Raw genomic sequence first — 23,681 nt, 5'->3', positions numbered from 1 at the left:
GGGTAAGCTGCCTGCGTAACAGGCACATGACAGTTATCCACAGGTTGCACGACAGTATCCGCCGCGCTATGGCGAAGGCCATGAGCTGGTTTATTCGATTCAACAAACCCTTCGACGTGCTGCCGCAATTTACCGACCGGGCGAACGCGGACACACCGCGCAGCACCCTGTCGGATTTCATCGACCTACCGGGCGTCTATCCTGCCGGGCGGTTGGACCGTGACAGCGAAGGGCTGATGCTGCTGACCGACAATGGGCGGCTGCAGGCGCATATCGCCGACCCTAAGCACAAGATGGCCAAAACCTACTGGGTACAGGTCGAAGGGCTGCCCGATGCCGCCGCGCTAAAGGCGCTGCGCGACGGGGTTGAGTTGAAAGATGGCGTGACCCGCCCCGCCAAGGCCCGGATGATGGATGAACCCGATGGTCTTTGGCCGCGCACCCCTCCGATCCGCGAACGTCAGACAGTGCCCGATTGCTGGATCGTACTGACCCTGCGCGAAGGCAAGAACCGGCAGGTTCGGCGCATGACGGCGGCTGTAGGCCACCCGACCCTGCGCCTGATCCGCTCCCGGATTGGCGACTGGACGCTGGACGGGTTGGATCCCGGCCAATGGGACAGCCTGCCCGAACCCGCGATCAACGCGGCACCACAGCGTAAACGTGACCGCCGACCCCGTCGGTGACAAAAAACTCCGTTTGTGATAGGCTTAGGCCATGAAAATCACGTCGGATATCCCCACCCCGCAGGGCATTCTTGAGGCCGCTTTGTACGTCGATGACCTTGACGTGGCCGAACAATTCTATGGTGAGGTTCTGGCACTTGAAAAAATCCAGCGGGTCACCGACCGGCATGTGTTCTATCGCGTGGGTGCGACGGTTCTGCTGATCTTCAACGCTGACGAGACCGAGAAACCGCCACTGAACCCCGACCTGCCCGTGCCCCCTCATGGAGCGCGCGGACCGGGCCATGTCTGCCTGTCCATGCCCCGCGACCAGATCGCGGTGATGCGCAAACACCTGCTGGACTGGAACGTACCCCTGGATGCCGAGTTCGATTGGCCGAACGGTGCGCACTCGCTTTACGTGCGCGATCCGGCGGGCAACTCGGTGGAGTTCACAGAACCCCACCTTTGGAATTGATCACCGAAGCGGCTGTTTTTCGCCGCCTACGATGCGGTAAATATCTGCGGATGTGACCCCAACCTCACCCAAAGCATCCTGAAACACGGCCATATGCGGCGTGGCCATATGCGCCTCAAGCGCAGCTTGGCTTTCCCACTCTTCGTACACTCGGAAGCGGTTGGAATGCCCAAGAACCTGGCTGAATTCGTAGATGTTACAGCCTTGTTCTTTCACCGTTTCCGCCACCATTTCCTGCGCGGCTTTTGCCGCCTGTTCAATGCCTTCCGGCGCGACCTCAACCGTTCCAGTAACGACTAGCATTCCTAACCCTTTCTCAGTTCAAACCGTTTGGAAATCCGATCAACCGGTGTGCCGTCACGAAGGGGAACGCCATAAGCGACCGAGTAGTCCAGAAAACCCATCTTGTCGTAGTAACTCAGCCCTTGCCGGTTATCTGCCCGGATCGTGGCATTGATCGCGCTGAACCCCAAAGCCGCCGCATGTTTCGAGGTTTCGGCAAACAGCGCGCGCCCAACACCTTTCAGAACCGGATCGCGGCGCGCAAAAGTGGCGATATCGGCGCAGTCGTCAGGCAATTCTGCATGCGATCCCAGCCACTGAAAACCGGCCACCTCGCCATCACGGTCCAGCGTAACATGACAACAAATCTTGTCCGGCCCTTCCAGGTAACTTTGCGCAAAAAGTGCCTCAGAGAACGGGATCTCGAACGCAGTCGTCCCCCCGATCTCGATAATCTGGTTGAGGATCCGGCACGCGGCTGCCACATCCTCGGGCATCATTGGCCGGACTGCGATCATTGGATCAAAGGCTCAGCTTGTCACGCATGAAGGCCAACGCCACGCTCAGGCCATCAGGCGCGATACCGTGGCCGGTGCCCTTCATGATATGGGCGTAAACCTCTTTGAAATCGGCAGCCTGCAGCGCCTCGGCCGCCTCAGGCAGCGATTGCGGCGGCACCACATCATCAGCGTCTCCATGCACCAGAAGGATCGGCATCCGACTGACCGTCTCATCGGGCAGCAGATCAGGCTCTAGCAACCGGCCCGAGAAGGCGACGATCCCAGCTACCGGGTCTTCGCGGCGCGGGGCCACGTGCAGGCTCATCATCGTGCCCTGACTGAAGCCGAACAGCACCACCTGTTCGGGCAGCACGTCCTCATCCACCATCAGCGCGTCAAGGAAGGCGTTGAAATCCTCGACCGCCATCTCCATCCCGCGGCGCGCCTCTTCTTCGGACGAGCCGTCGATCCACGGGATCGGGAACCATTGAAATCCGTTGGGCATACCAGGGATTTGCTCGGGCGCGTCGGGCGCCACGAACAGCGTGTCGGGTAGATGCTCACCCAGTGGTTCGGCCAGCCCCAGCAGATCGGCCCCGTTGGCGCCATAGCCATGCACAAACACCACGACCGAGCGCGTGTCGCCCGAAACAGGCTCTTTTCGGAGCGCATTCAATACTCGAGTCATCTGATCCCTTCTCGTTCCTTTGCCACCCGGTAATAGGCCCACAACACCCGCGCCGCAACCGACCGCCAGGGCGACCAAGCGTCGGCCATCTGCCGTAATTCTTTGTCGGTCGGGCGCTTGGGCAGATCGTAGAGGATACGCGCGGCCTCTTGCAGCGCCAGATCGCCCGGTGCGATCACATCGGCGCGGCCCAGCGAGAACATGGCGTAGATCTCGGCGGTCCAGACCCCGATGCCGGGAACTTCGGTCAGAACGGCGACCACCTCCGCGTCAGGAAGATCGCGTAACACCTTGTAATCAATACGCGCCTCGGCCAGCGCGCGGGCATAGCGAATTTTCTGACGGCTCAGCCCAACGGCGCGCAGGTCATCATCCGTGGCCCACATGATCTTGCGCGGGCCGGTCAGTTTCGCGTCCTGCAACCGTTTCCAGATCGCATTGGCCGAGGCCACGCTGACCTGCTGGCTGACAATCGCGCTGAGCAGTTGCGCGAACCCGTCAGGCTTGCGACGCAGGGGCAACGGTCCCACCTGATCCAGCGCATAGGCCATGCGCGGGCAGGCATTGCCCAGCCACTCGGCCCCCTCACGCACACAGTCGTTGGTTTCGATGATACGTCCGACGGACATGCGGGCCTCAGGCTGTTTGATTGCGCACACGTTAGGCTGCTTTGACGCATATGCAACCCGCTTGTGCGACATGCTTTTCGCGGATACCCATGAGCGCATGACGATGACCGCCACTACCCCCGATGACAGCCAGGCCAAACGCAACGTCGCCGTTCTGGTGGCCGCGCAAGCGGTGCTGGGCGCACAGATGCCGATGATCTTTATCGTCGGCGGCTTGGCGGGCGAGTCGCTGGCGACCAATGCCTGTCTGGCGACCCTTCCGATCTCACTGATCGTGCTGGGCTCGATGCTGGCGGCCACGCCGATCTCGGCCATCATGCAGCGCTGGGGACGGCGCGTTGGCTTTTTGGTGGGTGCAACCGCAGGTGCGCTTGGCGGTCTGGTCGGGGCTTACGGCCTGTATCTGGGGTCATTCCCCATCTTTCTGCTAGGCAGCCTGTTGACCGGTATCTATATGAGCGCACACGGCTTTTACCGCTTTGCCGCCGCCGATACGGCCTCGGACGCTTTCCGCCCCAAAGCGATTTCCTATGTCATGGCTGGAGGGCTTGCGGCGGCGATCATCGGGCCACAGATCGTCAAGCTGACCTCAACCGCCTATGTGATCCCGTTCCTCGGCACCTATATGGCGGTGATTGCGGTGAATGTGATCGGCTCTGTCCTGTTCTTCTTTCTCGACATCCCGACCCCGGCAAAAATGGCAGAGGGCGCACCCAAAGGTCGCACCCGGCTTGAGATGTTGAAAACCCCGCGCATCGCGGTCGCGATCATCTGCGCGATGGTGTCATATGCGCTGATGAACCTTGTCATGACCTCAACCCCGCTGGCGGTTGTCGGCTGCGGCTATTCGGCCAATGACGCGGCCGATGTGGTGACTGGGCATGTTCTGGCCATGTATATCCCCAGCTTTTTCACCGGTCAGTTGATCGCCCGCTTCGGAGTCGAGAGAATCGTAGCCCTTGGCCTTGCCATTCTGGGCGCAGCCGGAGTGGTCGCCCTGCAAGGGGTCGAGCTTGGCAATTTCTTCATCGCGCTGATCCTGCTGGGTATCGGTTGGAACTTTGGCTTTATCGGGGCCACTACGATGCTGGCCTCTGCCCATGACGTGAATGAACGCGGGCGGATGCAGGGCCTGAATGACCTGCTGGTGTTCGGCGGCGTAACCTTTGCCTCGCTTGCTTCGGGCGGGTTGATGAACTGCTCGGGCGGTTCGGCGGTCGAGGGGTGGACGGCGGTGAGCCTTGCCATGATCCCTCTGTTGACCTTGGCCGGTGGCGCGCTGTTGTGGCTGGTGTTGAAGCCCACGGAACCCGAGGCCGCCTGATCGCCTACCAGTGCCCCCGCGCGGCCGTCCACATCAGGGACAACCTGCGCCGCATTTCCCCCTGCGCCATATCCCCGGCAGCCACACGATCCGGTTTGGCAATGGCGCGACGCAGCACCCATTCGGCTTGCCACCCGGAATACAGCGCCGGACGTGCCTGTGCCGACACCATCGCCGCATTCGCCCGCGCCCGCCGCAACCGGTCCAACCCTGCTTGCGCCAGCGCCCGCACCCCGTCAGGTGTGCCGTCCAACAATGGAATGCGCCCGCGTGCCTCGAGCTCGGGGATCGCGCGCAACCAATTCGCCACGCCAACCGCATAGCCGAAGTCGCGCAAAACTCCCTCATCCGCTAGCCCCAGAACCTGCGCAGAAGCAACCATTAGGCTACCTGCGCTCTGGTCCAGATAGGTGTCGAAATGGGCCTGATCTTCGAACGGATCACGATATATATCCCAACGCCTTACAGCCACATACTCATCCAGTTGCGCGGCCAGATGAGGCGACAGCACACGGGACAAGGGCGTTACAACCTCGTGGCGGCGCACAGTTCCACTTTCGGCAATTTCCTGCAACGCATCGCGCCACCATTGCAGACGCATTTCGGCGATCATCGTCTCTTGCGTGACCCACGGCGCGCGCGCCACCTCGGCATTTAGTGCGTAAATCGGAAAGAGCTTGGGTCGCACCGCAACCGGAGCCGCCATCACCGCCATGAACCGATCCGGATCAGCGCGATGCACAAGTGCGGCGCAGGCCTTTACGTCATCGTCGAAGGCAACGCTCACTCGGCCACCACCGCCTGCGGCCCGCAATCACGCACCAGTTTCCACTGGATCGCATCCAGCAGAGCCTCGAACGAGGCATCGACTATGTTCGCACTGACGCCCACGGTCGACCAGCGCCGCCCCTGCCCGTCTTCGCTGTCGATGATGACGCGGGTCACAGCCTCGGTCCCGCCTTGGGTGATGCGCACCTTGAAATCCACCAGCCGCATATCCGCCAGAACCTGCGAATATTGCCCCAGATCTTTCGCCAGCGCCTTGGCAAGCGCGTTCACCGGTCCGCGATCGCTGCCATCCTCATCCAGAGACTCACTGACCGATAGCTTCTTTTCGCCGTCGACTTTCACCACGACCACGGCTTCGGACAGGCTGACCATCTTGTTGTACTTGTTCTTGCGCCGTTCAACGGTCACTTTGTACCGCTTGACCTCAAAGAACTCGGGCAGTTGCCCCAACTCATCCCGCGCCAGCAGTTCAAAACTGGCCTGTGCGGTGTCATAAGAATAGCCCTCGGCCTCGCGCTGTTTGATCCGGTCAAGGATGCGCCCCAACGCAGGGTCGGCTTTTTCCACCGACAGCCCCGCCTCGGTCAGGCGCTTGCGCAGGTTCGATTGCCCAGCCTGATTTGACATCGGGATGATCCGCGCATTGCCGACTGCCCCCGGATCTACATGCTCATAGGTCGAGGGATCCTTGAGGATCGCGCTGGCGTGCAGCCCCGCCTTATGCGCAAAGGCCGAGGCCCCCACATAGGCCGATTGTTTGCTGGGCACCCGGTTCAGGATGTCATCCAGCATCCGGCTGATCCGCGTCAGACCGGCCAGCGCCTGTGTGGTGACGCCTATATCAAAGTTCGATGCATAGGGTTCTTTCAGCAACAAGGTCGGGATCAAAGCGGTCAGGTTCGCATTGCCACACCGCTCGCCCAGCCCGTTCAGCGTGCCCTGTATCTGTCGCGCGCCTGCATCCACAGCTGCAAGGGAACAGGCGACTGCGTTTTCGGTGTCATTGTGCGTATGAATACCCAAACGATCGCCCGGCAGACCTGCGGCGATCACTTCGGTCACAATGCGCGACACCTCGGCTGGCAGCGCGCCGCCATTCGTGTCGCACAGAACAACCCAACGCGCGCCTGCGTCCAGCGCGGCCCGACAGACCTGAACCGCATAGGCGGGATTGTCCTTGTAGCCGTCAAAGAAATGCTCGGCGTCAAACAGTGCCTCGCGCCCCTGCGCCACGATATGCGCGACTGAGGCGCGGACATTCTCGACATTCTCTTCCAGCGTGGTCCCCAACGCGTGGGTCACGTGGTAGTCATGGGACTTGCCCACCAGACAGACGGCCTGCGTGCCAGCATTCATCACGGCGGCCAGCACATCATCATTCTCGGCCGACCGGCCCGACCGTTTGGTCATACCAAAGGCCGTCAACCGGGCCGAGGTCTTTGGCGCAACCTCGAAAAACGCGCTGTCGGTGGGGTTTGCACCGGGCCAACCGCCCTCGATATAGTCCACGCCCAACTCGTCCAGAGCCTTGGCAATCTGCACCTTTTCAGCAGTCGAGAACTGCACACCCTGGGTCTGCTGCCCGTCGCGCAGGGTGGTGTCGTATAGATAAAGCCGTTCCTTCGACATCACACACCCTCCAGCTTGGCAGCGTCAAACCCGGCCCCGGGCACCAGCTCCACACCGTCCTTGCTCATCCTCACTTCCAGCCCTGCTGCGACATAGGCCGCCTTCAACCGGTCCACTTCCGAGAAGTCCTTGCTTTGCATCGCCTGCGCCCGCGCCTCGGCCAGACGCGCCGCATGACCAGAAAGATCTGCCGAGCCCGTATCGGCCCAAGCGCCCATTTCAGGCTCCAACAACCCCAGAACTTGCGCACTGGCCAACAGGCCCGCTGCGTCACCCTCTGCCGCCAGACGGTGGAGTTCCGCGACAGCCCCCGCCGTGTTGAGGTCATCACCCAGCGCGGCGATCACCGAGGGGGCCGCGCTGGCGGCGGGCTCGAAGCCCGCTGTCAGCGCCCGCCACTTGCGCAACGTCGCCTCGGCTTCGCGCGCCTTTTTCTCGGTCCAGTCCATCGGCTTGCGGTAATGCGTTTGCAGGAACACAAACCGGATCACTTCACCCGGCACACCCCGATCCAGCAGGTCGTGGACGGTGAAGAAATTGCCCAGCGATTTGGACATCTTCTTACCCTCGACCTGCAGCATCTCATTGTGCAGCCAAACCCGCGCGAACTCGCCCTCGGGATGGGCGCAGCAGCTTTGGGCGATCTCATTCTCATGATGCGGGAACATCAGGTCATTTCCGCCGCCGTGAATATCGAAGCTTTCGCCCAACAGTTCATAGCTCATGGCCGAGCATTCGATATGCCATCCCGGACGTCCCCGTCCCCACGGGCTGTCCCAGCCCGGCAACTCGTCACTCGACGGTTTCCAAAGCACGAAATCCATCGGGTTTTTCTTGTAAGGCGCAACCTCGACCCGCGCCCCGGCGATCATGTCATCGACCGAACGACCAGACAGCGCGCCGTATTTAGCCTTCCAGCTGTCCACAGCAAACAGAACATGCCCCTCGGCTGCATAGGCGTGGCCTTTGGCGATCAAGTCCTCGATCATGGCTATCATCTGGCCAATATACTGCGTCGCGCGCGGCATCTCGTTGGGCTCCAGCGCGCCCAAAGCGCCCATGTCATGCAGGTACCAGCCGATCGTCTCGTCCGAGCGTTCCTGCACAAGCTGCTCCAACGTGCCCGCTGCACCCGCTTTCTGCCGAGCCAGAGCAGTCGCGTTGATCTTGTCATCCACGTCGGTGAAATTGCGCACATAGGTTACGTGATCCGCGCCATAGGTGTGGCGCAGCAACCGATAGAGCACGTCAAACACCACTACGGGCCGCGCATTGCCCAGATGGGCGCGGTCATAAACCGTCGGACCACAGACATACATCCGCACGTTGTCAGCACTGATCGGCACGAAATCCTCTTTCGTCCGGGTCCTTGTGTTGTGCAGTTTGATCGTGGTCATCGGTCGGCTCCTAAGAACGGCGTGGCGTCTCGCGTTGGCGCGGGCTTAGCAACTTGTCTCAGGGATGAAAACGAAAGAAACTGGCCCGCTTGATAAATCAGCAGGAAATGCAGCAGGTAATGATGCAGAACGTCAGTTTCATAGAGTTTGGTTATCATGCGGGCATTGTTCCGCCAAGCCCCTGTTTTCACGCTGCCTCAAATTGACATTCACAAAACGCTCTGGCCCTTTCGGCTACAAAACAGGCAGAGGCGCATCATGAAACTGTCACGGCGTATTAAGCAATTGACCAGAGGCGACGGCGACGGGTGGGACGTATTCTACCGCGCCCGACGAATGATAACCGAAGGCCTTGCGATCACCGAACTGACCATTGGGGAACATGATATCCGCACAGACCCGTCAATTCTGCGTGCGATGAATCTGTCCGCCCGACAAGGCCACACGGGATACGCATTGGTGCCCGGTACGGATCTGCTGCGCGATACAGTAGCTGCGCGCGTTCAAACGCGAACCGGTGTTCCCACCACACGTAACAACGTATTGATTACACCCGGCGGTCAATCGGCTCTGTTCGCGGCCCATATGGCGGTTTGCGATCCGGGTGATGTTGGCCTGTACCTGGACCCGTACTATGCCACCTACCCTGGAACGATCCGCGGCGCCGGCGCCATCGACCGGGCGGTTCAAACCACAGCCAAGGCAGCCTTTCAGCCAGACCCCCAGCAGATCGAAGCCGCCTCTGACGGTGCGGTTTCGTTGCTCATCAATACGCCAAACAACCCTACCGGGGTCGTGTATTCCCGCCAGACCCTCGAGGGCCTGGCCGATGTCTGCCGTAAACGCGACCTGTGGCTGATTTCCGACGAAGTTTACGACACGCAGGTTTGGGATGGAGCGCACATCTCGCCCCGCAGCCTGCCTGATATGGCGGACCGCACTTTGGTCGTTGGCTCAATGTCCAAATCGCATGCCATGACGGGCTCTCGATGCGGGTGGGTCGTCGGACCTGAAAAAGTGATCTCTTATCTGATCACATTGGCCACACACACGACCTACGGCGTACCCGGCTTCGTTCAGGACGCGGCTCATTTTGCGCTGACCGCCGGAGATGAACTTGAAAACAGCATCGCGGCTCCGTTTCGCCGCAGACGGACGCTGGCAGTCGAAATTCTGAGCGCGCAGACCACAGTCGGTTTAGTGCCCGCGCAAGGCGCGATGTACCTGATGCTGGACGTGCGAGCGACCGGCCTCAGTGGTTTAGAGTTCGCAAATGCATTGTTGGATAAACGTCGAATCGCAGTGATGCCTGGTGAAAGTTTTGGCACTGCTGCTAAAGGACATATTCGCGTGGCCATGACAATCGAAGACGTGCGCTTTGCGTCTGCTTTAAAAACCATATGTGATTTCGCGAAAGAGTTGGCTGACCAGAATGCAGCAGAGTAGCCGTGGTCAGAACCGAAAGGTCGTTCTCAAATTGAACACGTTGGAATCGAGGCCGCCTTCGGAACGGGTCACGTCGTCAAAGTTCTGACGCAAAGCCTCACCACTGATGACAAATCTATCGGTGACCGGATAGGCAACACCGATTCCGTAGACCGCAGCCGTGTCATTTTCGACCGACGAATCTACTCGTGCGGCTCCCACAACTACATACCCAAGCGCAGATCCGAAATCGTACCCGCCACGCAGTTTCACGCGGGTCATGCCGTCTAGGCTACCTTCGTTCTGGCCCAGATTCAAAGACAGCCGATTATACTCAAGCTCGCCTCCCAGAACGAAATTCCCAAAATCGTGGTCATACCCGACATGAGGACCGAAGCTAGAATCACTACCGCTTGCGCCGTTCCGGCCATCTGCATCCGCATAACCAAAGCTGAATCCTGCATAAGCCCCGCTCCAATCCTCGGCGAAAGCCGAGATGGTGCCGGTCAGTGTCATCGCGACAATGATGGGCAGCAGATGGTTCATTAGACTACAAAAGCCTTTCATCAAAACATTCGAGTATTCTTTTCAGAGTGCCATACAACTGGAAGCCAATCGTTAAAAATCAATTGAGATCACGAATTGCTGCTAAATAAGTGACCGAAGTATAACAGATTTCCGGATCAAACGGGTAATTTCTTTACCTAAGGTAATCTATGTGCCGAAAAACTCAGGTTTGTTTCGCTTTTGGTCATCGAAGTCGCAAACAGAACAGAATGAGGCGACCCAACTTGGAACACTGCATGCCACAAGGTGAGGAGCCTCATGCACAGTGACGTTTGGAAGATCCGGCTGATCAGCCGCACCATCGGTGCGGATCGTGGTCGCGCGGCCCGAGGGCGACCAGTCCGGGATTGAACCGCCCTTAGACCACTCGCAACTCACCAATCGGACTTTGATATGAACGACCAATCCCGTACCTCCTCTCGCAGCGGCGGCCGTGCCGCACGTCGCGCGGCCCGTGCCTCGGCCCTTCCCGACCACTTGCGCCCCGTTCGCCCTGGCCTTGAAGGCGGAACACTGAAACCGCTCACCCCTCGGCAGGTTGAACAGATACACGAGGCCGCGCTGACCGCGCTTGAAACGATCGGGCTTGCGGACGCGCCGCAAAGCGGGATTGACTATCTGGTCGGCGCTGGATGCACCTTGGGCGACGACGGGCGCATTCGCTTTCCGCGGGCGCTGGTCGAAGACACGATTGCCAATGCCAATCGTTCCGTGACCCTGCACAGCCGTGATGGGCAGATGGATCTCGATCTGTCGGGCACGCGCGTCCACTATGGCACCGCGGGCGCTGCTGTCAGCATGGTCGACGTCCATGGTCGGGAGTATCGGGACTCGACCGTTCAAGACCTGCACGATGCAGCGCGGATTTGTCAGCAACTGGATAATATCCATTTCGTTCAACGCCCTATGGTGTGTCGTGACATCACGGATAACATGGAGATGGACCTGAACACCGTGTATGCCGCCTGTTCTGGCACGTTCAAACACATCGGCACGTCGTTCACAGAGCCCAGCCATGTCGCCCCAGCGGTTGAGATGTTGCACATGATCGCGGGCGGAGAGGATAAGTGGCGCGAGCGACCATTTGTATCGAACTCGAACTGTTTCGTTGTTCCTCCGATGAAATTCGCCACCGAAAGTTGCGAAGTGATGGAGGAGTGTATCAAGGCTGGAATGCCTGTACTAATGTTGTCCGCAGGTATGGCCGGTGCGACGGCCCCCTCGACCATCGCGGGCGCAATCACACAGGCCACCGCCGAATGCCTGGCCGGACTGGTTTATGTAAATGCCGTAAGCCCAGGCGCACCTGCAGTTTTTGGCACCTGGCCCTTTGGGTTGGACCTGCGAACCGGCGCTATGTCCATAGGCTCGGGCGAGCAAGCCCTGCTGACTGCCGGGTGCGGACAAATGCACCAGTTCTATGATCTTCCCGGCGGCGCGGCGGCCGGCGCATCGGACTCGAAAATGCCAGATATGCAGGCCGGCTGGGAGCAGATGTGCTCGAATGTCATGGCGGGATTGTCTGGCGTGAATATGGTGTACGAGGCCGCTGGAATGCACGCCTCATTGCTGGGTTTCTGTTTTGAAAGCCTGATCCTAGGGGATGACATTATAGGACAGGCGCAGCGCTGTGTTCGTGGGATCGAAGTCACGGATGAAACGCTGGCGCTCGACCAGATCGCCGAAGTCTGCATGGGCGGCCCGGGCCATTACCTCGGCACCGATGCAACGCTAAGCCGAATGCAAGCGGATTACGTGTATCCGACTTATGGCGACCGCACGTCTCCCAAAGAATGGGCCGAATTGGACAAGCCTGATCTGATCGCCAAGGCCACGGCCCGGAAAGAGGAAATCTTGTCCACGCCGTCACCCGCACGGTTCGATCCCATGCTGGACGCGGCCCTTCGCGAGAAATTCAACATTCACTTGCCAACGTAAGTGTAGGAAAAAAAGGGGGCCGAGGCCCCCTTTAAGTTTCGCCATCCAGGCTCATATCGTTGACCGCCCGGTGTTTTTTTGCCTGCGGCCTGGACTGCGCATGGGACGAGCGCACCCGTCCCGTGAGAGAGTGGGAAAGAGCAATATTCCGCCCCACCCTGTTCCCGGCCGACACGGGCATGTCGGCCGAGTGGAAAAAGGCATCGTCGGTAAGTCTCGGCGCCTTCTTCCGTATTCGTCGGGACCGGGCATTCGGGGGAAAGCCCAGGTCCCTACACCCCGCCTGACGGGGCGTTTGCCTTAGCTACACCCGCTGGTCGCACCGCAGGTGTTGCATTTCATGCAGGTGCCGTTGCGCACCAATGTGTAGTTTCCGCATTCACCGCAGGGATCGCCCTCGTACCCTTGCATCTTGGCTTTGGTGCGGGCGTCCATGCCGGTCGCCACTGCAGTTTCAGCAGGCGCTTCGAACACGGCGGCAGGTTCCGCCATCCCGGTCGCATCTGCTTGCGGTGTGAACACGGCCAGATCCTGCGGCAACCGCTTGCGCAGATACCCGGTCGAGCTGATTTGCTTCAATACTTCCAATGACTTGGAGGCCGCTGTTTCACTGATTTCCGATACGTTCGAGACACCCTCTTCCTCGCCCCGGCCGATATCGTCAAAGGTCGCGCCTTCGGGCTTCACATGGGCCAAATCAGTGCGGTCCAGATAGCTGACGGCCAGCTCGCGGAAGATGTAGTCTAGGATCGACGTCGCGTTCTTGATCGAGTCGTTACCCTGCACCATCCCCGCCGGTTCGAACTTGGTGAAGGTAAAGGCGTCCACGAACTCTTCCAGCGGAACGCCGTATTGCAGGCCGACCGAGACCGCGATGGCAAAGTTGTTCATCATGGCCCGGAAGCCAGCGCCTTCCTTGTGCATGTCGATGAAAATTTCGCCCAGCGAGCCGTCCGAATATTCACCCGTCCGCAGATAGACCTTGTGGCCGCCCACGATGGCTTTCTGAGTATAACCCTTCCGACGCTCGGGCATCTTTTCGCGGTGCGAGCGGACGATTTCCTTGACGACGACCTTCTCGATGACCTTCTCGGCCAGCACGGCAGCTTTTTCGGCCGGTGTGCCGCTTTCCAGAACCTCGGCGGCCTCATCATCATCCTCAACCAATGCAGCGGCCAGAGGCTGAGACAGTTTCGAGCCGTCGCGGTACAGCGCGTTCGCCTTCACACCCAGCGACCACGACAACTCATATGCCTTCTGACAGTCTTCGATGGTCGCGTCGTTCGGCATGTTGATCGTCTTGGAAATCGCACCCGAGATGAAGCTCTGCGCCGCCGCCATCATGGTGATGTGGCTATCAACCCCAAGGAAACGCTTACCTTTCTTGCCGCACGGGTTGGCGCAATCGAAGATGGAATAGTGTTCCTCTTTCAGGTGCGGCGCGCCTTCCAGCGTCATGGTTCCGCAGACGTGATCATTCGCCGCTTCGATATCCGCGCGGGTGAAACCCAAATGACGCAGAAGGTCGAAAGTCGGGTCATTCAGCTTGGTGGCCGGGATGCCCAGAACGCCGGTGCAGAAATCCTCGCCCAGTGTCCACTGGTTGAAGACGAACCGGATGTCGAACGCGCTTTCCAGCGCAGCGTCCACTTTCGCCAGCTCATTCGGGCCAAAGCCGTGGCCAGTCAGTGAGGTATGGTTGATCCCCGGCGCGTTGCCGATGGTGCCATGACCTACCGCGTAGCCCACGATCTCTTCGATCTGAGACGAGGAATAACCCAGCTTCTCCAGCGCCGAAGGCACCGAACGGTTGATGATCTTGAAGTAACCGCCGCCCGCAAGCTTTTTAAACTTAACCAGCGCAAAGTCCGGCTCAATCCCTGTGGTGTCGCAATCCATAACCAGACCAATGGTGCCGGTCGGTGCGATCACAGTAGCCTGCGCGTTGCGATACCCGTTCTTTTCGCCGAGGCTTAGCGCCTCATCCCAAGCCGACATGGCCAAGTCGATCAAACGCTTGTCCGGGCAGTTGCCATGGTCCAGAGGCACCGGCTTCACGGCCAGTTTCTCATAGCCGGTCGTGACACCCTGCGACGCACGGCGGTGGTTGCGGATGACGCGCAGCATGTGGTCGGCATTGCGCTCATAGCCTTTGAAAGCACCCAGCTCACCGGCAATTTCCGCCGAAGTCGCATAGGCCACACCAGTCATGATCGCGGTCAGCGCGCCGCAGATCGCCCGACCCTCATCCGAGTCATAGCTGTAGCCCATGTTCATCAACAGACCGCCGATATTCGCGTAGCCCAGGCCCAAGGTACGGAAATCGTAAGACAGTTGCGCGATTTCCTTCGACGGGAACTGCGCCATCGTCACCGAGATTTCCAGCGTCAGGGTCCACAGGCGCGAAGCGTGCATATAGTCCGCCGCCTGGAACTCACCATCCTTGAGGAAGGTCAGCAGGTTCATCGACGCTAAGTTACAGGCCGTGTCATCGAGGAACATGTATTCCGAGCACGGGTTCGATCCGCGAATCTCGCCGTCTTCCGGGCATGTGTGCCACTCGTTAACGGTGTCATGGAACTGGATGCCCGGATCGGCACAGGCCCATGCAGCGTGACCGACCTTTTCCCACAGATCGCGGGCCTTGACGGTCTTGGCGACCTTACCATCGGTGCGGTTGATCAGCTCCCAATCGGCGTCTTTTTCGACGGCGGTCAGGAACGCGTTGGTCACGCGGATCGAGTTGTTGGAGTTTTGGCCCGAGACGGAGCTGTAAGCTTCCGAATCCCAGTCCGTGTCATAGGTCGGGAATTCGATGCTGTCGTGGCCTTGCCGCGCGTAATCCAGCACGCGCTTGATGTAAGTCTCGGGGATTGCGACCTTTTTGGCCTCGCGCACAGCCATTTTCAGGCTGTCATTCTTGTTCGGATCATAGGCGTCATCGGCGGCGCCGTCCCAAGAGCGGATGGCCTCGAAAATGCCGTTCAGCATCTTCTCGTGCATCTTCGATCCGGCAACGATCGAGGCCACCTTTTGCTCTTCGATCACCTTCCATTCGATGAATTGCTCGATATCGGGATGATCTGCATCGACGATTACCATCTTTGCTGCTCGACGGGTTGTTCCGCCTGATTTGATCGCGCCAGCGGCGCGGTCGCCGATCTTGAGAAAGCCCATCAGGCCCGAAGACTTGCCGCCACCCGACAGCGCTTCGCCCTCAGCCCGCAGATGGCTGAAGTTGGTCCCGGTGCCCGAGCCATATTTAAACAGGCGCGCCTCGCGCACCCACAGATCCATAATGCCGCCTTCGTTGACCAGATCATCATCGACAGACTGGATGAAGCACGCGTGCGGCTGCGGATGTTCGTAAGCGGATTTCGACTTGGTCAGTTTGCCGGTTTTATAGTCGACATAGTGGTGACCCTGCGCAGGACCGTCGATACCGTAAGCCCAGTGAAGGCCCGTATTGAACCACTGTGGCGAGTTCGGCGCGGCGCGTTGGGTAGCCAGCATATAGCGCATCTCGTCAAAGTAGGCGCGTGCGTCTTCCTCGGTCGAGAAATAGCCACCCTTCCAGCCCCAATAAGCCCAGGCACCAGCCAGTCGATCGAACACCTGTTTCGAAGACGTTTCTCCGTCGAATTCTGCACCCTCGGCCGGGACCGAGCGCCACAGGAATTCGGGCACGTCTTTTTCCTTAACTTTCTTCAGCTTGGTGGGCACACCGGCTTTGCGGAAGTATTTCTGAGCGATGACGTCACTGGCCACCTGACTCCAGCTTGACGGCACTTCGATATCTTCCAGCCGGAAGACTATCGTGCCATCAGGATTCCGAATCTCAGACGTTGCGGACACAAAGTCCAAATCCGCGTAGGCATCTTGTCCCGATTTAGTGAATTTCCTGTCAATCTGCATGTCCGCCGCCCTAGATTCAATCAACTTGTCCCTTAGTGATTGACCCCCAAATCAAGGATCGCCCACCTGCCAAAAAATTCGGGCGCAACGAACCCTGCGCTACCCGCGGCAGCGCAAACCCGTCCAAACGGCTGCACGTTACTATTATGTGCTTTCCGACCCTCGCCCTGTGCCCAACACCGGTTTTTCTACCAGATTTAGTGGCACCACATTCGGCCCATACAATCTGACGTATTCAGCCATAGATCGTCAACGTCATTTTTCCGTCATTTTTGAAATCTTTTTTGTTGACCGGATTGTAACGCCTTCGTGAAACGAGGTGTTTCCCGATTCCTCCACAAGTTCATCCACCGGTATTGGTCAGCCGCCGACTAAATCTAACGCGCAATTAACTGTGATTTCCGGCACAGTTATCGGCATTTGATAAACCTACGTTAAGGTATTTAAACTGAAACAGAATCAGCACGGCCCATATCGGACAAGCACATCCGGGCATACCGCGACAAACGACAGATCGAGGATACAGGAATTGATACCGAGGCTTGGAATCCTATCCCTAATGGGCCTGATCGTGGCGTGCACAGCACAAGATGTGCCCACTCCAACCCGCAGCGCGCAGTTTCAAGACTATCCAAAGCGTCTGTTCGATACGTTTGAAGTCAGCTGTAGCGGTCCAGGAGAGCAGTTCGAACGGGTCGGGAATCAAGTGTTTGAATGCACCGAGCTTTTGCCTCCGGACACGACTGCTTATCTGATTCTCAACTACGAGGGATATCCGCAGGACTTGCCTCAAAGTGTCATGCGCCTGACATCGACCAAAAACACTGCTGGTTATCGGATCGATGCCGAGGTGTTTTTTAATGTCCCCCAAAGGACAGGCCCGCCTGTGCAGGTGCCAGTCGAAAGCAAGACTCTGGATAAAGCGCTAAGTGCGCTCTACCAGGCAATGGGTGGATCACCAACATTGTAAGAAGAAGTGGTCGGGGCGGCAGGATTCGAACCTACGACCCCCTGTACCCAAAACAGGTGCGCTACCAGACTGCGCCACGCCCCGGACCGTGCGCCTTCCTAAACGCGCTGTTCTGATTTGAAAAGCCCTAACAGGGCCAAATTGCAGGACCTTGTGAAAAAACTTCGTGCCGCATCTGAGTTCCGGGCGTGATCAGGTAACGTTCGGCCAGCCCTGCATTGATTTCCAAGACCGCATAGACCGAATCTCCCCCCTCAATCGGAGTCAGGTCGCCAGGAATGGCGTTGCTGTGGACATGTACGACCGACCCACTGCGATCCAAAAAAATCATATCCAATGGAATCAGCGTGTTTTTCATCCAGAACGCGACGGGCTGAGGCGGATCGAAAATAAACATCATCCCTGCCCGTTGGGGCAAAGACTCGCGGAACATAAGACCCTGCGCTCTTTCCTGAGGGCTTACAGCCAGCTCGATATCGAAACTGACCTGGGATTTGTCATTTTTTAGTGTGACCCGGTCCGGGCTGCATGCGGCAAACGCTGAACTCGTCCAAAGAACTGCAATAGTCGTCAGAACCGCCAGCCGCCCTTTCATGGTGATTCAGTCGTCCAGCGCCGCTTCCCAGGCCATGACCTGAGCCGCCATACGTCCGCGTTTTCCATCAATGACACGCATCGCAAGCGCTTCTCCGGGTTGAAGGTCGGCCAAACCTGACCGACGCAATACCTCGATATGCAGAAACACATCCTCACCGCGACCAAAGACGTTGGCAAAACCGAATCCCTTGCCTTTGTCGAACCATTTTACCCGTGCCGCCTCAAGTGGGGCTTGGGCGATCTCAACCGGGTCAAGTTCCGCGAAGTCCGCCAACAACATCGAGTCGGCTCGCGCAGGCGGATCAACGCTAATCACTTCAACTGCCTGGACACCCCGATCCGTGCGATGCGTCATGATCTCGATCCCGGCGCCATCAGCCACCGAACTTTGACCGAAATTGCGCAACACGTTCACATGCAACAGAATATCAGGACCGCCTTCGTCAGACACGACGAACCCGTAACCTTTGGCGGGGTCGAACCATTTTACGTGCCCGCGAACGCGGTACATGTTGTTCAGATCTTCTGGCACGGTGTTTCCATCGCGAGTTTTTTCAATTTGTTAAGGGTCCGATGTGTATGGGATTGGCACACAAATTCAAGCCGAAAAAACCCTTTGATCTCTGAGTGTTGCATTTCACGATACGCGAAAGTCATGGATTCAACCTTTGCACTTGCCACCCAGAGCCCGCTTGATCGCGCCGCCATTGGAACCTGTCATGCAGCCGAAACGCACCGTCGGCCCAGAATTCTATTTCGTTTGGTTCCAGCCTGTATCCGCCCCAAAACGGCGGACGCGGAGGGTTCGGACCCAGTTTTGCCGTAACTTTTGCAACTTCAGCCATCAAGGCCGATCGGCTGCTCAGGGGGCGTGACTGTTTCGAAGCCCAGGCCCCAAGACGACTTTTGAGTGAGCGGGACGCATAGTACTCGTCAGCCTGCGGCCCGGTTTCACGCGTAATTGTACCACGAACTCGGATTTGACGCCGCAAAGATTTCCAATGCATCACGAAAGCTGCCTTGCCAGCGCTGTCCAGCTCTGCTGCCTTTGCACTTTCATAGTTTGTATAAAACACAAACGCATCCCGCTCGATCTCTTTGAGAAGGACCATCCGCACATTGGGCAACCCTTCAGAGTCTACGGTCGCCAAGGCAATCGCATTAGGATCATTTGGTTCACTGCCCTTGGCGTCCTCCAGCCACCGAGTCGCGATTTCAAACGGATCGGTGCCAGCAAAAATGCCGTCTCTTTCACTCATTTCCATCCCCTGGAAACTCTTGTTAACCACACTACGGCCAGAACCCGCCACGAGCAAGAGCACACGGCCTTGATGCAGGCCATCCGATGGCATAAACCATCCAGACATAATGCGAAGGACAGGCGGAGAACCGAACATGTCAAATCAGTTGATGGCCGGCAAGCGCGGCCTCATCATGGGACTGGCCAATGACAAATCAATCGCATGGGGGATTGCCCGCGCATTGTCCGACGCGGGGGCCGATCTTGCATTCTCATATCAGGGCGACGCGCTGAAGAAACGAGTTGACCCTCTGGCCGCTCAGCTTGGAAGTGAGATTGTGCTGCCTTGCGACGTCAGTGACGAAGAGTCGATTGACGCGCTGTTTGCGGCGCTTGAAGAAAAGTGGGGCAAATTAGACTTTGTCGTCCACGCCATTGGCTTTTCGGACAAGAACGAGCTTCGTGGTCGGTACGTGGATACGTCTCGTGCCAACTTCAAACTCACCATGGACGTTTCGGTCTATTCTTTCACAGCGGTGATGCAACGCGCCGAGAAGATGATGACCGACGGCGGCAGCGCGATCACGCTGACGTATTACGGGGCCGAGCAGGTCATGCCGCATTATAACGTCATGGGTGTGGCCAAGGCGGCACTGGAAGCGTCGGTCAAGTACCTTGCCGAAGATCTGGGCAAAGACGGTATCCGCGTCAACGCAATCTCGGCCGGCCCGATCAAGACGCTGGCCGCCAGCGGCATCGGCGATTTCCGCTATATCATGAAGTGGAACGAGTATAACTCGCCCCTGCGTCGCAATGTCTCCATCGACGATGTTGGCAATTCGGCCTTGTACCTGTTGTCCGACCTCAGCAGTGGCGTGACCGGTGAAAACCTGCACGTGGATTCGGGCTATCATATTGTCGGTATGAAGGCCGTCGATGCACCAGACGTTGAGAAGGGTTAACACCGATGAGCGCCAAAGACCGCCTACCCCACGAAAAAGGCTTTCATATCAGTTGGGATCAGATTCACCGTGATTCCCGTGCTTTAGCCTGGCGTCTGGACGGGCAAGGCCCCGATGACGGCGCGTGGCGCGCTGTGGTCGCAATCACCCGCGGCGGCATGGCGCCTGCTATGATCGTCAGCCGCGAGCTTGATATACGCACCGTCGATACAATCAGTGTTCGCTCCTACCACCACCAGGAACAAGGCGAGGCGGAGGTTTTGAAAGCCCCCGATGCTCAGTTGATGGGCGATGGTACCGGCGTGCTGATCGTTGACGATCTGGTCGACAGTGGAAAAACGCTGGAATTGGTGCGTGCGATGTACCCCAACGCACATTTTGCCACCGTTTACGCTAAGCCCAAGGGCCGCCCGATGGTGGATACATTCATCACCGAGGTCAGCCAAGATACCTGGATCTTCTTCCCTTGGGATATGGCCCTACAATATGTCGAGCCATATCGAGGCACGGACTGATCCGTAGCCTTTTCCGCCGAAAATACTTGGGAATGCGAGGCAACGCCTCGCAAACAGCAGCCACGCCATGACACAGACCCGCACCAGCGCCACTTTTCCTCCTCCGGTGATGGAGGCGCGTCGCTGGCTTGAAGGCGTGGACTTCCCCGAAAACCGCCCCCTGATCAATGTCAGCCAAGCGGCCCCTGTTGACCCGCCGCCACTGGCCTTGCGTCAGGCAATGGCGGATTTCGCGGTCAATACAGATGCAGCGCATTTGTATGGCCCCGTTCTGGGTAATCCTGACCTGCGCGAGGCGCTGACTACACAAATCAGCCAGCACTATGACGCCGAAGTACAACCATCCCAGGTGGCGATCACCTCGGGGTGCAATCAGGCTTTCGCCGCGGCGATCTCGGCGCTCACTGATGAAGGGGATGAGGTTATCCTGCCAACCCCATGGTATTTCAATCATAAAATGTGGCTTGATATGGCCGGGGTGACGGCGGTCGACTTGCAAACCAATGACGACCTTCTGCCTGACCCCGACGCCGCCCGGGCGCTGATCACGGATCGAACCCGCGCAATATCATTGGTTACTCCGAACAACCCAGGCGGTGTGGAATACCCATCCGATCTGGTCCAAGCCTTTTACGATCTCGCCCGCGAAACCGGCATCCGGCTGCTGGTCGACGAAACATACCGCGACTTCGACAGCCGCAGCGGTCCGCCGCATCGCCTGTTCAGCCAGCCCGACTGGGATCAAACGCTGGTTCACCTGTATTCCTTTTCCAAAGCCTATCGGCTGACCGGCCACCGCGTCGGTGCCATCGCGACAAGCCCCGACCTTTTGGCTGAAATCGAAAAGTTTCTGGATACAGTCGCCATCTGCCCTGGCCAGATGGGGCAGTTTGCGGCGCTCTGGGGGATGCAAAACCTGTCCCAGTGGGTTGTGGGCGAGCGGGATGAGATCCTTGATCGCCGTGTCGCCATCCAAGAGATGCTGCCGCGCCTGACCTCAAAAGGCTGGCGCCTGCTGGGACTGGGCGCGTATTTTGCCTATCTCGAACACCCGTTCGACATGCCTTCGGACGTATTGGCGCAAAAACTGGTTTCCGAGGCAGGCATTCTGTTGCTGCCTGGAACGATGTTCATGCCCGACACAGACCCGGCTGGAAAGCAGCAAGTCCGAGTGGCTTTTGCCAACCTGGACCGCGCCGGACTGGCGCAATTGTTCGACCGGCTCGAAGCGTTGACCTTCTGAGCTTGCCCCTCGGCGGCGCGCATCGTATTCAGGGCCGCAACCGACAGGGCAGACCTTTGCCACAAAACAAGAGGGCACCATGGCCGCAGGCGTAAAAAAGCTATCGAAGACCTTTGTCTGGATCCTCATGGGCCTTTTGATGTTGGGGCTCGCAGGGTTTGGCGCAACCAGCTTGTCCGGCACAGTGCGCACAGTCGCACAGGTCGGGAACGAAAGCGTCTCGGTCGATGAATATGTCCGCGAGCTGCAACGCGAAATCCGCGCCGTGGAACAACAGACCGGTCAGCCGCTGCAGATCGCGCAGGCACATGAATTCGGGTTGGATCAGTTGGCACTGTCGCGTCTGACGGCGCTGGCGTCGCTGGACAATGAAGTTGGGCTGCTGGGCATCTCGATCGGGGACGCAAACCTGCAACAGGAAATTGTCGCAATCCCGGCCTTTCAGGGGATCGACGGGAACTTTGACCGCGACGCCTATGAATTCCAACTGGATCAGGTCGGAATGTCCGATGCCGAATTCGAATCCGACCTGCGCAAAGAGTCGGCTCGAACCATCGTTCAGGGCGCGGTCATGGGGGGTATCGAAATGCCCGAAACCCTGACGGATGCGATGATGAACTTTGTTGGCGCGCGGCGCAGCTTTACAGTGGCAACGCTGGGTCCGGACGCACTGGCAGCGCCGATTGCAGCGCCGACAGACGCGCAAATTCAATCATATTACGATGAAAACGGGGATCTGTTCACCCTGCCCCGCACCAAGAAGCTGACATATGCGATCCTTTCTCCGGAGATGTTGCTGGACAGTGTAGACGTTGACGAAGACTCGGTCCGCCGTCTGTATGACCAGCGTGCTGACGAATATCTGCAGCCCGAACGCCGTCTTGTCGAACGCCTGCCCTTTGCGAATGAAGCCGCCGCCGAAGCAGCCAAAGCGCAGCTTGAGGTTGGAGGAACAACTTTCGAGCAATTGGTGCGTGAGCGCGAGCTTGAACTAAGCGATGTTGATCTGGGCGACGTCACCCGCGACGATCTGGGGGACGCAGCTGACGGCGTCTTTGCTGCCGATCTGGACGCCGTGGTCGGCCCGCTTCCGTCCTCTCTGGGGCCGGCTCTGTTCCGCATCAATGGATCGCTGGCTGAAAACAACACCTCATTCGAAGACGCGGCCCCAGCCCTGCGCGAAGAGCTGGCCGCAGATCGCGCGCGTCGCCAGATTGAGGCGCAAGCCGAAGACATCAACGACCTGCTGGCAGGTGGTGCCACGCTTGAAGAGCTGGTCGGCGAAACCGAGATGGAACTGGGTCAGATCGACTGGACCACGCAAAGCGAGGACGGGGTGGCGGCCTATGACGGGTTCCGCACTGCTGCACAAGCCGTGAACGAGGGCGATTTCCCCGAGGTCGCGTTCCTGGAAGACGGCTCGATCTTTGCGATGCGCTTGAACGAAGTGTTACCTCGCCGCCCCGAACCGCTGGACAGCGCGCGCGACCGTGTAATCGCCGCATGGACTCAGGCCGAGACGAACAAGGCGCTGGAGGAGCAAGCCGCAACTGTCCTTGAGCAGCTTGAGGGCGATGGCGATTTCACCGCAACGGGTTTGCCATTCCGGGTCGAGAACGCCCTAACGCGTACAGCTTTCCTTGAAGATGTTCCTGCCGATTTCATGGTTCAGGTGTTTGAAATGGAGCCCGGCGAACTGCGTGTTGTTTCCGGTGAGGGTACTGCTCTGATCGTCCGTCTGGAAGAGCTGCTGCCGCCAGATGAAACAGACGAACTGCGGCAAGCCCGAGAGGCCCTTGCTGCGCAGTTGGACCAGGCGTTGGCACAGAATATTTTCGACGCTTTTGTCCGCGATGCGCAGGTTCGTGCCCGACCAACCGTGGACCAGCGTGCCCTGAATGCCGTTCAGGCGAGCTATTAAAAGAGAC

Annotated in this window: 22 protein-coding genes and 1 tRNA gene; 10 read left to right on the top strand and 13 right to left on the bottom strand. The window is 58.6% G+C overall.

Going from position 1 to position 23,681, the window contains the following annotated elements:
• Positions 1–80 precede the first annotated feature (80 nt).
• Positions 81–686 (top strand): pseudouridine synthase, encoded by a 606-nt coding sequence (locus AC2FF7_RS06200; RefSeq protein WP_480865610.1) that lies wholly within the window; start codon positions 81–83, stop codon positions 684–686.
• 31 nt (positions 687–717) lie between these two features.
• Positions 718–1,143 (top strand): VOC family protein, encoded by a 426-nt coding sequence (locus tag AC2FF7_RS06195; RefSeq protein WP_353389917.1) that lies wholly within the window; start codon positions 718–720, stop codon positions 1,141–1,143.
• On the opposite strand, the gene AC2FF7_RS06190 is transcribed toward AC2FF7_RS06195, so the two are convergent.
• Genes AC2FF7_RS06190 through AC2FF7_RS06175 form a run of 4 tightly spaced genes read right to left on the bottom strand, consistent with a single transcriptional unit; the run spans position 1,144 to position 3,242 of the window.
• Positions 1,144–1,446, bottom strand: a complete 303-nt coding sequence (locus AC2FF7_RS06190; RefSeq protein WP_170354269.1) for a putative quinol monooxygenase — start codon at positions 1,444–1,446, stop codon at positions 1,144–1,146.
• Between the two features lie 2 nt (positions 1,447–1,448).
• A complete protein-coding gene (locus tag AC2FF7_RS06185) occupies positions 1,449–1,943 on the bottom strand; it encodes a GNAT family N-acetyltransferase (protein WP_480865612.1) in 495 nt (164 codons plus the stop codon).
• A 4-nt stretch (positions 1,944–1,947) separates the two neighbouring features.
• A complete protein-coding gene (locus tag AC2FF7_RS06180; protein ID WP_480865613.1) occupies positions 1,948–2,613 on the bottom strand; it encodes an alpha/beta hydrolase in 666 nt (221 codons plus the stop codon).
• A complete protein-coding gene (locus AC2FF7_RS06175; RefSeq protein ID WP_480865614.1) occupies positions 2,610–3,242 on the bottom strand; it encodes a DNA-3-methyladenine glycosylase family protein in 633 nt (210 codons plus the stop codon). Before AC2FF7_RS06175 ends, AC2FF7_RS06180 begins: the two co-directional genes overlap by 4 nt.
• A gap of 97 nt (positions 3,243–3,339) precedes the next feature.
• Between AC2FF7_RS06175 and AC2FF7_RS06170 the strand changes: the two genes are divergently transcribed.
• A complete protein-coding gene (locus AC2FF7_RS06170; RefSeq protein WP_496905375.1) occupies positions 3,340–4,566 on the top strand; it encodes an MFS transporter in 1,227 nt (408 codons plus the stop codon).
• A 4-nt stretch (positions 4,567–4,570) separates the two neighbouring features.
• Here the strand turns inward: AC2FF7_RS06170 and AC2FF7_RS06165 are convergent, their stop codons facing one another.
• Genes AC2FF7_RS06165 through cysS form a run of 3 tightly spaced genes read right to left on the bottom strand, consistent with a single transcriptional unit; the run spans position 4,571 to position 8,381 of the window.
• Positions 4,571–5,353 carry a squalene/phytoene synthase family protein gene (locus AC2FF7_RS06165; protein WP_480865615.1) on the bottom strand — a complete coding sequence of 261 codons (783 nt, stop codon included), beginning with the start codon at positions 5,351–5,353 and terminating at the stop codon, positions 4,571–4,573.
• Positions 5,350–6,984 carry a citramalate synthase gene (cimA, locus tag AC2FF7_RS06160; protein WP_496905374.1) on the bottom strand — a complete coding sequence of 545 codons (1,635 nt, stop codon included), beginning with the start codon at positions 6,982–6,984 and terminating at the stop codon, positions 5,350–5,352. Before cimA ends, AC2FF7_RS06165 begins: the two co-directional genes overlap by 4 nt.
• Positions 6,984–8,381, bottom strand: a complete 1,398-nt coding sequence (cysS, locus tag AC2FF7_RS06155) for a cysteine--tRNA ligase (RefSeq protein WP_496905373.1) — start codon at positions 8,379–8,381, stop codon at positions 6,984–6,986. Before cysS ends, cimA begins: the two co-directional genes overlap by 1 nt.
• Positions 8,382–8,639: 258 nt before the next feature.
• Here cysS and AC2FF7_RS06150 point away from each other — a divergent pair, with 258 nt between their 5' ends.
• Positions 8,640–9,827, top strand: a complete 1,188-nt coding sequence (locus AC2FF7_RS06150) for a pyridoxal phosphate-dependent aminotransferase (protein WP_480865618.1) — start codon at positions 8,640–8,642, stop codon at positions 9,825–9,827.
• Between the two features lie 6 nt (positions 9,828–9,833).
• Here the strand turns inward: AC2FF7_RS06150 and AC2FF7_RS06145 are convergent, their stop codons facing one another.
• Positions 9,834–10,352 carry an outer membrane protein gene (locus tag AC2FF7_RS06145; RefSeq protein WP_480865619.1) on the bottom strand — a complete coding sequence of 173 codons (519 nt, stop codon included), beginning with the start codon at positions 10,350–10,352 and terminating at the stop codon, positions 9,834–9,836.
• A gap of 414 nt (positions 10,353–10,766) precedes the next feature.
• Here AC2FF7_RS06145 and AC2FF7_RS06140 point away from each other — a divergent pair, with 414 nt between their 5' ends.
• Positions 10,767–12,311, top strand: coding sequence for a trimethylamine methyltransferase family protein (locus AC2FF7_RS06140; protein WP_480865620.1), 1,545 nt, complete (start codon positions 10,767–10,769; stop codon positions 12,309–12,311).
• 300 nt (positions 12,312–12,611) lie between these two features.
• Here AC2FF7_RS06140 and AC2FF7_RS06135 read toward each other — a convergent pair whose 3' ends face one another.
• Entirely contained in the window at positions 12,612–16,226 is a 3,615-nt protein-coding gene (locus AC2FF7_RS06135; protein WP_496905372.1) for a vitamin B12-dependent ribonucleotide reductase, read from the bottom strand.
• Between the two features lie 559 nt (positions 16,227–16,785).
• On the opposite strand from AC2FF7_RS06135, the gene AC2FF7_RS06130 reads away from it, so the two are divergent.
• Complete coding sequence (locus AC2FF7_RS06130; RefSeq protein WP_353389949.1) at positions 16,786–17,196, top strand: hypothetical protein; 411 nt, start codon at positions 16,786–16,788, stop codon at positions 17,194–17,196.
• A 7-nt stretch (positions 17,197–17,203) separates the two neighbouring features.
• On the opposite strand, the gene AC2FF7_RS06125 is transcribed toward AC2FF7_RS06130, so the two are convergent.
• The 4 genes from AC2FF7_RS06125 to pdxH form a co-directional block, all read right to left on the bottom strand.
• Positions 17,204–17,280 (bottom strand) — tRNA-Pro (locus AC2FF7_RS06125).
• Positions 17,281–17,323: 43 nt separating this feature from the next.
• Positions 17,324–17,791, bottom strand: coding sequence for a DUF192 domain-containing protein (locus AC2FF7_RS06120; RefSeq protein ID WP_480865622.1), 468 nt, complete (start codon positions 17,789–17,791; stop codon positions 17,324–17,326).
• A 6-nt stretch (positions 17,792–17,797) separates the two neighbouring features.
• Positions 17,798–18,304 carry a cold-shock protein gene (locus tag AC2FF7_RS06115; protein ID WP_174821856.1) on the bottom strand — a complete coding sequence of 169 codons (507 nt, stop codon included), beginning with the start codon at positions 18,302–18,304 and terminating at the stop codon, positions 17,798–17,800.
• Between the two features lie 142 nt (positions 18,305–18,446).
• Positions 18,447–19,052 (bottom strand): pyridoxamine 5'-phosphate oxidase, encoded by a 606-nt coding sequence (pdxH, locus tag AC2FF7_RS06110; protein ID WP_170354283.1) that lies wholly within the window; start codon positions 19,050–19,052, stop codon positions 18,447–18,449.
• A 136-nt stretch (positions 19,053–19,188) separates the two neighbouring features.
• Between pdxH and fabI the strand changes: the two genes are divergently transcribed.
• The 4 genes from fabI (at position 19,189) to AC2FF7_RS06090 (ending at position 23,674) form a co-directional block, all read left to right on the top strand.
• On the top strand, positions 19,189–19,995 hold the full coding sequence (gene fabI / locus AC2FF7_RS06105) for an enoyl-ACP reductase FabI (RefSeq protein WP_170354284.1): 807 nt from the start codon (positions 19,189–19,191) through the stop codon (positions 19,993–19,995).
• Between the two features lie 5 nt (positions 19,996–20,000).
• Positions 20,001–20,510 (top strand): xanthine phosphoribosyltransferase, encoded by a 510-nt coding sequence (gene gpt / locus AC2FF7_RS06100; protein WP_170354285.1) that lies wholly within the window; start codon positions 20,001–20,003, stop codon positions 20,508–20,510.
• Positions 20,511–20,577: 67 nt separating this feature from the next.
• Positions 20,578–21,753, top strand: a complete 1,176-nt coding sequence (locus AC2FF7_RS06095; RefSeq protein ID WP_496905371.1) for an aminotransferase — start codon at positions 20,578–20,580, stop codon at positions 21,751–21,753.
• Between the two features lie 79 nt (positions 21,754–21,832).
• Positions 21,833–23,674, top strand: a complete 1,842-nt coding sequence (locus AC2FF7_RS06090) for a peptidyl-prolyl cis-trans isomerase (RefSeq protein WP_496905370.1) — start codon at positions 21,833–21,835, stop codon at positions 23,672–23,674.
• Positions 23,675–23,681: the final 7 nt, after the last annotated feature.

The organism is Ruegeria sp. YTSC325 (genome assembly GCF_059609525.1).
The sequence above is the reverse complement of the archived record's forward strand: the minus strand, read 5'-3'. Positions and strand labels throughout refer to the sequence as shown.